The following is a 12408-nucleotide window of genomic DNA, read 5'->3' as shown; positions in this document are numbered from 1 at the left end:
CGCCGCGCCCTATGCGGCCATGGCGGGCCGCTTCGCCCGCCAAGTCGTGGCCTGTTCGTAGGCATGGCCGGCACGCAGCACCGTCGCATCCTCGAAGGGCCGGCCGACCAGCTGAACGCCCACCGGCAGGCCCGCGGCGCCGAAACCGGCGCAGACGGTCAGCGCCGGCTGGCCGGTCAGGTTGAAGGGGATGGTGAAGTTGGGCGACTGGAAGGACGCCCATTTGCCCATCTCGGTGATCAGCCGCGCCTCGCCCGGCGCGCCGGCTGTCAGCAGCAGGTCGCAGCCTTCCATGACCTTCGCGACCGCGTCGCACAATTCGCGCCGGCGCCGCTGCGCCTGCAGGTAGTCCGCCGCCGAGATGGTGCCGGCCAGCGCCAGGCGTTCGCGCAGGAATTCGCCGTAGTCGCGGAACTTCGTGCGCAGCCAAGGCTCATGCACGACGAAGGCGTCGGCCGCGAGGATCATCCAGCCTGCCGCATTGAAATCGGCCAGCGACGGCAGCGTCACTTCCTCGACGCTGGCGCCAAGCCCTTCCAGCGTCTTCACGACATCGGCGATACCGGCAGCCATGCCCGGGCTGACGGGGCAATCGGTTTCGTGGAAATGGCGAATGACGCCGATGCGCAGGCCCTTCACGCCGCCATTCAGCCCCGACAGCAGGTCAGGCTTCGGCCGGTTCGCCGAGGACGGGTCGCTTGGGTCATGCCCCGTCAGCGCATCGAGCATGATGGCGCAGTCCTCGGTGGTCCAGGCAAGCGGGCCGACCGTGTCGAGCGAATGCGACAGCGGCAGCACGCCACGCCGCGAGCACAGCCCGTAGGTCGGCTTGATCCCCGCCGTGCCGCACAGCGACGCCGGCATACGGATCGACCCGCCGGTGTCGGACCCGGTGCCGCCGAGGATCACGCCCGCGGCCAGTGCCGCCCCGGTGCCAGACGATGATCCGCCAGTGAAGTGGTCGGTGTTCCAGGGGTTGCGCGCAGGTGGCCAGGGCAGGTCGAAACTCGGCCCGCCCCAGGCGAATTCGTGGGTGGCGAGCTTGCCGAGCATCACCGCGCCGCGCTCGGCCCAGGCGGTGACCGCGGCGGCATCGGCGGTCGGCACATGGTCGATCAGCACGCGGGAATGGCCCGTAGTCGGCACGCCGGCCGTCTCGTAGATGTCCTTGTGGCCAATCGGGATGCCGTCGAGCGGGCCCTTCAGTGTGCCGGCCATCTGCCGCGCCTCGGCGGCCTTCGCCTGGGCCAGCGCGATCTCGGGCGTGAAGCGGATGAAGGCGTGGATCTGGGGGTTCACCGCCTCCGCCTTGGCCAGGCGGTCCTTCATGAACTCCACCGGCGAAATCTGCTTCGCGGCGATCTGCTTCGCCGCCGCGGCGATGGTCGGGATCATCGGGCGGCGGCCTTCGGGGCGAAGGTCAGCGCCATTTCGGCGAAATTGTCGCGCGGCGTGCGCACACGGGCGGCGAAGTCCAGCATGTGGCCGGTGACGGCGCGGATGCCTTCGCTCTCGGCCTCGGTCAGCGGAATGCCGTGGCGCGCCATCAGCGCGTCGAACTGGGGCTTGTCCATCGGGTCGGGCATGGCGTCGCATCCTGTGCTGCGGTCGGGCACGCATGCTGCGCGCCACGGCGCGCGGGTCAACCCCGCGCTGCGCGATCCGACAGCACCTGCGCGACGCGCGCGCAGGCCGCGCGCAGTCGATCATCGCTCTGCGCAAAACAAAGGCGCAGATGGCCTTCGCCGCCGTCGCCAAATGCCGCGCCCGGGGCAAGGCCCACGCCCGCCTCGGCAATCAGCGATTTCGCCAGCCCGACGCTGTCGGTACAGCCTTCGACGCGCAGGAACAGATACATCGCGCCGTCCGGCCGCGGCGCGGCCACGCCCGGAACTGCGCTGAGGATGCCGAGCGCGAGATCGCGGCAGGCGCGGTAGCGCGCGCGCGTCTCCGCAATGAATGCGTCGCCCTGATCGAGTGCGACCACGCCTGCGTGCTGCACGAAGGTCGGCGCCGAGGACATGTTGAATTCGTTGAGCTTCGCCAATGCGTCCATCAGCGCTGGCGGAGCGACGATCCATCCCAGCCGCCAGCCCGTCATCGACCAGGATTTGGAGAAGGAATTGACCGAGACGACGCGATCCTCGGGTGATGCGATGGACAGGAAGGAAGGCGCGGCGTCGCCTGCGAAATACAGCCTCTCATAGACATCGTCCGACAGGATCCAGGTGCCGGTCCTGCGGCAATGGTCGAGGATGACACGCTGTTCCTCGGCGGTCAGCGTCCAGCCGGTCGGATTGCCGGGGCTGTTGAGGAAGATCAGCCGCGTGCGGGGCGTCACGGTGGCGAGCAATTGATCCAGGTCCACCCGCCAGACGCCATTGGCGATGCGCAGCGGCAGCGGCGTGACGCGCGCGCCCATCACCCGCGCAATGCCATCCATGTTCGGCCAGGCCGGCATCGGGATGACCACCTCGTCGCCCGGGTCGAGCAACGCCTGCGCCACCAGCATCAGCGCATTGACGCCCGAGGCGGTCACCGCGACGCGCTCGGCCGCCACCGGCCTACCGTTGCGCGTCAGGTAGCGGGCGATCGCCTCGCGCAGCGGCGCGATGCCGGGGTTCGGCGCATAGAAGGTCTCCCCGGCATCGAGGGCAGCCTTGGCTGCGTCGCGGATGAAGGCGGGCGTGACCGTGTCGGGTTCGCCGAAGAACAGGCGAATCAGCCCGGGGACGCCGCGCCCGGCCTCCGAAACCTCGCGGATCAGGGAGCCTGGGATGGCGTCGAGGGCGGCGCGCGGGCCGGTCGGGAAGGGCGTCATGGCCGCGGTGGTAGCCGAGGAAGGGCGGTCCTGGACAGGGCGGCGCGGGGCGGGCTTAACCTCCGTCATGGTCACGCCCATCACCTTTGCCGCCCCCCACGCCTTCCTCGGCGCCCGCCTGCACGACAGGGGGGCGGCGTTCTGCGTCGCCGGGGTGCCGATGGATATCGGCACCACTAACCGTGCCGGGTCGCGCGACGGCCCGCGCGCCATCCGCGCCGCCGCGCGCATGCTGACCGATGGCCGCCACCCCGACAGCGGCGCCGACCCCACCACGCTCGACCTGTCCGACCTCGGCGAGTTCGAGATCGCGCTGGGCGACATCCCGGGCAGCCTGGCCCGCATCGAGGAACAGGCCGCCGGGCTGAACCACCTGCTCGCCTTCGGTGGCGAGCACGGCGTGACGCTGGCGCTACTGCGCGCGCTGGTGAAGCGGATCGGGCAGCCGGTAGGCCTCGTGCATATCGACGCGCATCTCGACACTTCCGAGGATAATTTCGGCCAGCGCTTCGCCCATGGGTCGGTATTCTGGCACGCCATCAGCGAAGGGCTGGTCGCGCCGAAGCGGATGATCCAGGTCGGCATCCGCGCCCCCGCCTGGCCCGACATGTACGAATGGACGCGCGGCCAGGGGGTGACCATCGTCCCCGCGCAGGACGTCCATGAAAGCACCCCGGCCGCCATTGCGGCGCAGATCCGCGCGGTGGTGGGCGGCGGCCCAGCCTATCTGTCCTTCGACATCGACGGGCTCGACCCCGCCTTCGCGCCGGGAACGGGCACGCCCGAGATCGGCGGCCTCGCCACTTGGCAGGCGCAGGGGATCCTGCGGCGCCTCGGCGGCATCGATTTCCGCGGCGCGGATGTGGTCGAGGTCGCGCCTGCCCATGACGTGGCGGAGATCACCGCGCTTGCCGCCGCCACGATGGGCTGGGAATACCTCTGCCTGATGGCCGGGAAGGGCTGATCGCTCGCTGCCCCGGCTTGGCGCCAGGCGTCCGTCCGATGGCGTGTGCATCACCGGAGCCGCGCCCACCGCAATTTCGGAAAGCCTGAAGCGCCGGCCGACGCAACAATGCGTCTCGGCCGGAGAGTTTCCGGCCATCCTACGCTGTCATCCGGCCCATATGCGCGCCGTTCATGCCGGGCTCGCGAAATTTCACTTGAATCTTGCCGAACGGCTGCATAGTTTCCGGCCCGCACCCCAAGGGTGGGGTGCTGACGCCATCGCACGTGCCGCGAGGCCCGGTCTTATGACGGGCCACAAGCAACGACGGGACGCGTCCTTTGTTCGATCCGGCCATGCGTGTGGGCCGGAAGGTTCGAGGGAGCCGCCTGTGTCGCCTGACCGCCGCCTTGCGATGAGAAGCCATCGCACAAGCCGCAGCGCCTGATCCGCGCCGCTGCGCCGCCGTCCCGTCCCTAAGCCCGCAAGGGCCGAGGGGGTCGCGGGGCGTCGTCCGTGGCGGTCCGCCGGCAGGCTTCCTCACTCCCCGCCGCCGCGCCCACCCGAACGGGTCGAGGCGCGGCGGCGGGCGCGTCCTTCTTGCCCGAAAGACCTGATGCGATGACCCAGATCCGTCCGCGCGGCGCCGTAGCGCCGCTCCGCCGCCCCGCCGCCACCGCCCGCCGCGCCACCGTCGATGCCGTGGTCGCGTCTCTGCGGCCGGAGGAACCCGTCCATTGCCTGCGCCCGCATGCCGTGAGCGATGCCGCGCGCGCCTTCATGGCCGCCTTTCCAGGCGACGTCCTGTATGCCGTGAAGTGCAATGCCGAGCCGACGATGCTGCGCGCCATCGCCGCGGGCGGCGTGGCGCATTTCGACTGCGCATCCGAGGCCGAGGTGCGACTGGTGCGGTCGCTGTTCCCCGAGGCCGCGATCCATTTCATGCATCCGGTGAAGTCGCGCGGCGCGATCCGTGCGGCCTGGTCGCAGCATGGCGTGCGCGACTTCGTCCTCGATACCGACGCCGAACTCACGAAGATCCTGCAGGAGACGGGCGACGGGGATGATCTCGGCCTGGTCGTGCGGCTGGCGCTGCCGAAGGGCAATGCGGCCTATGACCTGTCGGGCAAGTTCGGCGCGGCGCCGGCCGAGGCCGCCGCCCTGCTGCGCGCGGCGCGCCCCCATGCCGCGCGGCTTGGCCTGTCCTTCCATGTGGGATCGCAGTGCATGGACCCGTCCGCCTGGACACGCGCGCTGGCGCTGGCGGCCCAGGTCATCGCGGCGTCCGGCGTGGCGGTCGAGGTCGTCGATGTCGGTGGCGGCTTCCCGGTGGCGTATCCGGGATCCGAGCCGCCCCCGCTGGCCGCCTTCATGGATGCGATCCGCGACGGTGCGGCGCTTCTGCCGCAGGGCGTGCGGCTGTGGGCCGAACCCGGCCGCGCGCTGGTGGCGGGCGGTGCGTCGGTGGTCGTGCAGGTGCAGCAGCGGCGCGGCGATGCGCTGTATGTCAATGATGGCGTCTATGGCGCGCTGTCTGATGCCGGCGCGCCCGGATTCAGGTTTCCTCATCGGCTGGTCCGCCCGGATGCGGAGGCCGCCGAGGTCACGCGCACCTTCACGCTGTTCGGCCCGACCTGTGACAGCGCCGATGTGATGCGCGGCCCCTGGACGCTGCCCGCCGACGTCGCGGAAGGCGACTGGATCGAGATCGGCCAGCTCGGCGCCTACGGCACCGCGCTGCGCACCGCCTTCAACGGATTCGACCGTGCCCATGTCACTGAAGTGTCCGATTCGCCCATGCTGACGACCGCGGGCTATGAAGCCGTCGCGGCGCGCGCCGCCTGATTTTGAGGAAGACAGAACGATGAAGCACGCCGCCTTCGCGGGCCGCATGGTCATGCTCGGCTTCGGTTCGATCGGCCAGGGCGTCCTGCCGCTGATCCTGCGCCATATCGACATGCCGAAGGACCGCATCGAGATCGTCACCTCCGATGACCGCGGCGCGGCGATCGCGGCCGAGATGGGCGTGAAGCACAGCGTGCTGCCGATCACGCGCGAGAACTACGAGGCCGAGTTGCGCGCGCGCCTGTCGCGGGGCGACTTCCTGTGCAACCTGTCGGTCGATGTGTCCTCCGTCGCGTTGATCACGCTGTGCCGGGAGATTGGCGCGCTGTATCTCGACACCTGCATTGAGCCCTGGCTCGGCGGCTACACCGACCCGTTGCTGTCGCCGTCGCAGCGGTCGAACTATGCGCTGCGCGAATCGGCGCTGGCGCTGAAGACCGGCGCCGGGCCGACCGCGGTGACGACGCATGGCGCCAATCCGGGCCTCGTCTCGCATTTCGTGAAGCAGGCGATGCTGAACATCGCGAACGACACCGGCCACGACACCACGGTGCCGGCCAGCCGCGAGGGCTGGGCGAAGCTCGCGGCCGATCTTGGCGTAAAGGTCATCCACATCGCGGAACGCGACACGCAGGTCGCGGCCGGCCGCCCCAAGAAGCGCGGCGAATTCGTCAATACCTGGTCGATCGACGGTTTCACCGGCGAAGGCTGCCAGCCCGCCGAGCTCGGCTGGGGCAGCCACGAGAAGGCGCTGCCGACGGATGGCCGTCGCCACGATTTCGGCTGCGATGCCGCGATTTACCTGATGCGCCCGGGCGCTTCGACGCGCGTACGGTCCTGGACGCCGCTGGAAGGGCCGATGCATGCGTGGCTGATCACGCACAACGAATCCATCTCGCTTGCCGACTACTACACCCTGCGCGACGACAAGGGCGCGGTGGTCCATCGGCCGACGGCGCATTACGCCTATCACCCCTGCGACGACGCGGTGCTGTCGGTGCATGAATTCGCCGGCCGCAACTGGGAGATCCAGCCCGCGAAGCGACTGATGATGGACGAGATCACCTCGGGCATGGATGAACTCGGCGTGCTGCTGATGGGGCATGCGAACGGCGCGTATTGGTATGGGTCGCGCCTGACGGTGGACGAAGCGCGCGCGCTGGCGCCGCACAACAATGCGACCTCGCTGCAGGTCTGCGTCGCGGTGCTCGCCGGCCTGGTGCATGCCATCGAGAACCCGAACCAGGGCGTGCTGGAGGCCGATGAGCTGGACCATGCGCGGGCGCTGGAGATCTGCCTGCCCTATCTCGGCGAGATGGCCGGCGTGTATTCCGACTGGACCCCGCTGCAGGATCGCGGCGCCCTGTTCCCCGAGGATGTCGACACCGACGACCCCTGGCAGTTCCGCAACTTCCGGGTCGTCTGACCGCGCGTCATGGGCGTATCCTCAAGCCGAGGAGACGCCCATGACCATCATCCGCCCCAACCGCCCCGCCCCGGTCGGCGCCGAGGCCGTGCCGGACAGCCACGGCATCAACCTCTACCGCGCCGATCCGACCTTCGCGGCGCTGCTGCCGCTGTATCTGCCGTCCGACCTGCTGGCGCATCTGGCGCCGCATCTGGATCGGCTCGGCGGGCTGGCTGGTGGGCGGCTTGCCGACCTTGCCGCGACGGCGGATGTGAACCCGCCGGAACTCGTTCACCGCACGCGGCGCGGGGAGGACGCGCAATCCATCGACTACCACCCGGCCTATCGCGCGATGGAGCGCCTTGCCTTCGGCGAGTACGGCCTGGCGGCGCTGTCGCATCGCGCGGGTGTGCTGGATTGGCCGGCGCCGATGCCCGCGGCCGCGAAGTATGCGATCACCTATCTGTTCGTGCAGGCCGAATTCGGCCTGTGCTGCCCCGTCTCGATGACCGACAGCCTGACGCGCACGCTGCGCAAATTCGGCGCGCCGGATCTGGTCGAACGCTACCTGCCGGCGCTCACCTCGCAGGACATGGACGACCTGTACCAGGGCGCGATGTTCATGACCGAACAGGGCGCGGGGTCGGACATCGCGAACACCGCCGTGACCGCCGCGCCAAATGGCGACGGGTCGTGGGCGCTGACCGGCGACAAATGGTTCTGTTCCAATGCCGATGCGGAACTGGCGATGGTGCTGGCGCGTCCCGAAGGCGCGCCCGCCGGCATCAAGGGCGTGTCGCTGTTCCTGCTGCCGCGCAGGCTGCCCGATGGCAGCGCCAACCGCTACCGCATCGTGCGGTTGAAGGAGAAGCTCGGCACGCGTTCGATGGCGTCCGGCGAGATCACGCTGCAGGGCGCGACGGCCTGGATGATCGGCGATCCCGGCGCGGGCATGCGCCAGATGGCCGACATGGTGAACAATTCGCGCCTGTCCAACGGCGTGCGCGCGGCGGGGATGATGCGCCGCGCGGTGACCGAGGCGCTGTTCATCGCCCATCGCCGCATCGCCTTCGGCACGCCGATCGTCGCGCTGCCGTTGATGCGCCGGCAACTCGCCAAGATGCTGGTCCGTGCCGAACAGGCGCGCAGCATGGTGTTCCAGACCGCGGATGCGTTGCGCCGGTCGGATGCCGGCGAAGCCGGAGCCTATGCCCTGCTGCGCATCCTGACGCCGCTGGTGAAGTTCCGCGCCTGCCGGGATGCGCGGGTCGTCACCGGCGATGCGATGGAAGTGCGCGGCGGCTGTGGCTACATCGAGGACTTCCCCGATGCGCGGCTGGTGCGCGACGCGCATCTCGGCTCGATCTGGGAAGGCACGAGCAACATTGTCGCGCTCGACGTGCTGCGCGCGGCGGCGCGGGAAGGCTCCCTGGAGGCGCTGGAGGCGCATCTCGGCGGGTTGCGTGCCGCCACCTCCGAAGCGCTGCCCGGCCTGGCCGATGCCACGGCGCGGGCCTTCGCCCTGGCGCGGCATGCCGGCGGGGATGGCGGGCCGGTCCTGGCGCGGCAGGCGGCAACTGCCCTGTACAACATCGCCTCCGCGACCGCGATGGCCTGGGAAGCGGCGGCGACAGGCCGGGGCGAACGGCGCAGCCTGGCGGCGATGGTGCTGGCGCATCGGGTGCTGCCGCGCGACCCGCTCGCCGCGCAGACTGAGACCATCGCCGACTCACTCCTGCCCGATCCCGGCAACCCGTGATGCGTCGGGCGCATGGGGCGGCGCGCCACCGGCAGGGCCGACCCGATCGCCACACACGAGCAGGATCCGTTCGCTTTCGCTGACGCCTCCTGCTCCATGCCTTTGTTTGATCGTGTGATTCACGCCTTCGGTGAGTCCACCTGTAGCGATCACGCTCTATCCGGCGCGCAGGATGATCCGTCGTTCCGCCGCATCATCTACCGCGGCCCGTGTGAACAGCAGCGGGACGTATTCGTCGCGCGCCCAGCGCGCAAACAGGTCGCGGTAGTGCGGGCTGTCCGGATCGCCGGACTGGCCGGGGCTGTTGATGGTGACGCTGGCGTCCCAGTCGCCGACATCGAGCACCATCCGCCAGGACACGCCGGAGATCACCCGGAAGTCCTTCGCGCGCCAGCCATTGTTGTTGATGGTGAGGTTGGACCCACCCCTGGGCGCCGGCCCCACATCCAGCCGTGCGGCCAGCGCCGGTGCGAAGCGCGACAGGGGATGCTCGAAATATCCCTGATGCAACCGGCCCCAGGCCCATTGCACGGGGTCCGGGCCGAGCAGGCCCACGGCTTCCTCCCAGGCGGCGACAAGCGTAGTGCGCAGCAGGGGATCGCGCCGGGCAACATGCTCGTCACCCTCCAGGATATGCAGGATCAATTGCGTGTCGGGCACGGCCACCAGGGCCGGCAGGCCTTCCGGCGACAGGTCGCGCATGACGCCGGGCACCAGGTGCTTCGCGAACCAGATCTCGAACAGGGCGGCGGGGCCACTTTCGGCCGTGAGGCGGTGATCCCATCCGGCCAGCATCGCCCAAGCCGGATGCGCGTCCGACAGGCGGGCCAGCAGGGCGCAGAGCCGGCGCGCGGGGATGCAGGTCACATCGGATTGCAGGCCCAGCGTCTCGGCAATCGACCATCGGCGCTCACCGGACAGCGCCTCGGACAGGCGGGCGAAGCGCGCGCCATCCGTCCATTCGAAACCAGTCTTCCTCGTCGCGTGGTCGTAGCCGGGCGGCAGGTTCATCTGGTTGGCCGTGCCGAGCCAACCCGCCGGCGGATTGGTCGCCCGCGGCAGGCCGGAAGACCGCATGATGCCGGCCCATTCGTGCCGCCCGTCGCCGGGCACCGGCAACAGCCCGTCCCAGCTCGGACGGATCGGCACCATGCCGGCCGCGGCCCAGCCGATATTGCCCGCCACATCGGCGACGACATGGTTGGTCGATGGCGCGCCCCAGCCTTCCAACGCCTTCGCATAGTCCTCGAAATTCCGCGCCTTCAGGTAGTTCAGGCTGGCGAGGTAGGCGGCGGTGCCCGGCAACTGCCAGACGCTGCGCAGCGCATAGGCGCGATTGCGTGTGGCGTCGTGATGCAGGACCGGACCGTGGCGGGTGAAGCGCAGCGTGACGGCGCGCGGCGCCTCGCCACGGACCGCGATGTGTTCCACCACCTGGCGCATCCGCTCCCAGCCCTCGCCATAGCGGTAGAGCTCGGCGTCCTCGGGATGCAACTCGTAGACGTAGAGGTCTTCCTGGTCGGTCGGATGGATGGTCAGCGAGAAGGCCAGCACGTCGTTGTGGCCAAGGCTGACGCCGGGCACCGCGGGCTCGCCGGCGCCGATCACATCGAGGCCCGGCGCACTCAGATGCGCGATGTAGCGCAGCGAGGGCTGTTCATGCACGCGATGCGGATCGCTCGCCAGGATGGCGCGGCCGGTCGTGGTGCGCGATGGCGCCAGCGCCCAGTTGTTGCTGCCCTGGTTGTCGAGTGCCACCGGTTCGCTCGGCGTGCCGGTGCCGATGGCGTTGGGCTCGGTGGCGAGCAGATAGGCGCGCATCACCTCGGGCGGGATCGGTTCGGCGGCCCAGCCTTCGGGCACCACCACCGTCCAGGCGGGCTCCAGGAGCTTGTGGAAGCGGTCGGCCTCGATGCCGAATCGCGCAACGATGTTGTTGCGCGTCACCTCGGCATCCAGGTTGCGCACGCGGGCATGGGTGCGGCAGCGGACGATGTCTTCCGGCGACCAATGCGCCGGCTGCGTGCCAAGCAAGCGGAATTCAAGCGGCAGGCGCGCAGGATCGCGCGCGACGAGGTCGACATAGGCGTTGATGCCGGCCGCGAAGGCGGTGGTCCAGGCCTGCGCGTCGGGCCCGTATTCGGCCCATTCCGCGGCCATGTCGCCGCGATAGAGCAGCAGGCGGGCCGCCTGGTCGCGTTCGACATAGGCGGCGCCAAGGTCGCCGGCGAGGAGGCCCAGGCCGCGCTTGCGCCAGGTGTCCATCTGCCACAGCCGGTCGCGCGCGGCGTTGAAGCCCTGGGCGAAGAAGGCGCCGGCCTCGGTCGAGGAGCGAATATGCGGAATGCCCCAGCGGTCGATCACGATCTCGGCCTCCGCAGGCAGGCCGGGGATGATGAATTCGTCCGTGGGTATGGTCATGCCGGATCCTGTCCTGTTCGCGCGGTGCCATTCTGGGCTGCGGGTCCAGGGCTGTCACGGCGGCACCCCGGCTGCCGGGCCCCGGCGGCGCGGCCGCCGCCCGGTCCGGCCGGCACGCGCCCTCAGCCGCGCAGGGGGATGACGCGCTCCATCCGACAGGCCACTGCCGCCCCTTCATCCCAGGCTGGTGCGGCGGCCGGGGTGACGACGAACAACGTGCCGGCCGCCGTCTCCACCTCATACTCCCGCGTCTGACCGAGGAAGGCGGCGCGCTGGACCCGACCGGGCAGCCCCGCTTCACTTGGCTCCGCCAGCCGGATCGATTCCGGGCGCACCGCGAGCGTCGCCATACCCGCTGGATGGTCGCGCATCACCGTCTCCAGCACAGCCCCGCCAACGGCGATGCGGCCCGGACCGAGCACCTCGCCAGCCAGGACATTCGCCTCCCCCATGAAGTCGGCGATGAAGGCGTCGGCGGGATCCTCGTATAATTGCGTCGGCGTGCCCTTCTGCGCGATGCGGCCATCGCGCATCACCACCACCAGGTCGGAAACGGCCAGCGCCTCCTGCTGGTCATGGGTGACGTAGACGACCGACAGCCCGAGCCGCTTCTGCAGGTCACGGATATCCTCCCGCACGCGGCGGCGCAGGCGGGCGTCGAGGTTGGACAGCGGTTCGTCGAACAACAGGACCTGCGGACGCAGCACCAGCGCACGCGCAACCGCGACGCGCTGCTGCTGGCCGCCCGACAATTCCGCCGGCAGACGCGCCCCAAGGCCTTCGAGCCCCAGCGTCTTCAGCATCTCGGTCGCTTCGGCTTCGGCGGCCTGGCGCCGCGCGCCGTTCACCACGAGGCCATAGGAGACGTTCTCCAGCACGTTCATGTGCGGGAACAACGCATAGGACTGGAACACCATGGCGATGCGGCGCTCGGCCGCGGCCAGGCGCGTTACGTCGCGCCCCTCGATCTCGATCCGCCCCGCTGTCGGCAGTTCGAGGCCCGCCACCAGCCGCAACGTCGTCGTCTTGCCACAGCCGGACGGGCCCAGCAGGGTGACCAGCGCACCCTGCGGCAGGTCGAAGGTGATGTCGTCCACCGCACGCACCAGGCCGAAGGCCTTGGTGACGCCGGTGAAGTGGATGGCGGCGTCGGTCATGGATGGTGCATCCGTTTCAGGTCCTCAGGGCGCGCGCATGCATCGCGGACACGG

Annotated in this window: 9 protein-coding genes; 4 read left to right on the top strand and 5 right to left on the bottom strand. The window is 69.9% G+C overall.

The features are described 5' to 3' along the window. Window positions 1-9: 9 nt before the first annotated feature. Genes AAFN86_RS09160 through AAFN86_RS09150 form a run of 3 tightly spaced genes read right to left on the bottom strand, consistent with a single transcriptional unit; the run spans window position 10 to window position 2821 of the window. Window positions 10-1395: an amidase gene (locus AAFN86_RS09160; RefSeq protein ID WP_347542995.1), complete on the bottom strand. Its 1386-nt coding sequence runs from the start codon at window positions 1393-1395 to the stop codon at window positions 10-12. After that, window positions 1392-1586 (bottom strand): hypothetical protein, encoded by a 195-nt coding sequence (locus tag AAFN86_RS09155; protein WP_347542994.1) that lies wholly within the window; start codon window positions 1584-1586, stop codon window positions 1392-1394. The genes AAFN86_RS09160 and AAFN86_RS09155 overlap by 4 nt, the downstream gene beginning before the upstream one ends. 56 nt (window positions 1587-1642) lie before the next feature. After that, a complete protein-coding gene (locus tag AAFN86_RS09150) occupies window positions 1643-2821 on the bottom strand; it encodes a pyridoxal phosphate-dependent aminotransferase (RefSeq protein ID WP_347542993.1) in 1179 nt (392 codons plus the stop codon). On the opposite strand from AAFN86_RS09150, the gene AAFN86_RS09145 reads away from it, so the two are divergent. From AAFN86_RS09145 to AAFN86_RS09130, 4 genes are all read left to right on the top strand, one after another. Further along, window positions 2820-3785, top strand: coding sequence for an arginase family protein (locus AAFN86_RS09145; protein ID WP_347542992.1), 966 nt, complete (start codon window positions 2820-2822; stop codon window positions 3783-3785). The two genes, AAFN86_RS09150 and AAFN86_RS09145, sit on opposite strands and share 2 nt — an antisense overlap. Window positions 3786-4385: 600 nt before the next feature. After that, complete coding sequence (locus AAFN86_RS09140) at window positions 4386-5609, top strand: type III PLP-dependent enzyme (protein ID WP_347542991.1); 1224 nt, start codon at window positions 4386-4388, stop codon at window positions 5607-5609. 19 nt (window positions 5610-5628) lie between these two features. Continuing rightward, window positions 5629-7035, top strand: a complete 1407-nt coding sequence (locus AAFN86_RS09135) for a saccharopine dehydrogenase C-terminal domain-containing protein (protein ID WP_347542990.1) — start codon at window positions 5629-5631, stop codon at window positions 7033-7035. A 40-nt stretch (window positions 7036-7075) separates the two neighbouring features. Further along, on the top strand, window positions 7076-8776 hold the full coding sequence (locus AAFN86_RS09130; RefSeq protein ID WP_347542989.1) for an acyl-CoA dehydrogenase family protein: 1701 nt from the start codon (window positions 7076-7078) through the stop codon (window positions 8774-8776). A 156-nt stretch (window positions 8777-8932) separates the two neighbouring features. On the opposite strand, the gene AAFN86_RS09125 is transcribed toward AAFN86_RS09130, so the two are convergent. Further along, window positions 8933-11197, bottom strand: coding sequence for a penicillin acylase family protein (locus AAFN86_RS09125; RefSeq protein ID WP_347542988.1), 2265 nt, complete (start codon window positions 11195-11197; stop codon window positions 8933-8935). A gap of 122 nt (window positions 11198-11319) precedes the next feature. Then, window positions 11320-12354 (bottom strand): ABC transporter ATP-binding protein, encoded by a 1035-nt coding sequence (locus AAFN86_RS09120; RefSeq protein ID WP_347542987.1) that lies wholly within the window; start codon window positions 12352-12354, stop codon window positions 11320-11322. Window positions 12355-12408: the final 54 nt, after the last annotated feature.

The organism is Roseomonas sp. CAU 1739 (genome assembly GCF_039839775.1).
Classification (GTDB): Bacteria; Pseudomonadota; Alphaproteobacteria; order Acetobacterales; family Acetobacteraceae; genus Neoroseomonas.
The sequence above is the reverse complement of the archived record's forward strand: the minus strand, read 5'-3'. Positions and strand labels throughout refer to the sequence as shown.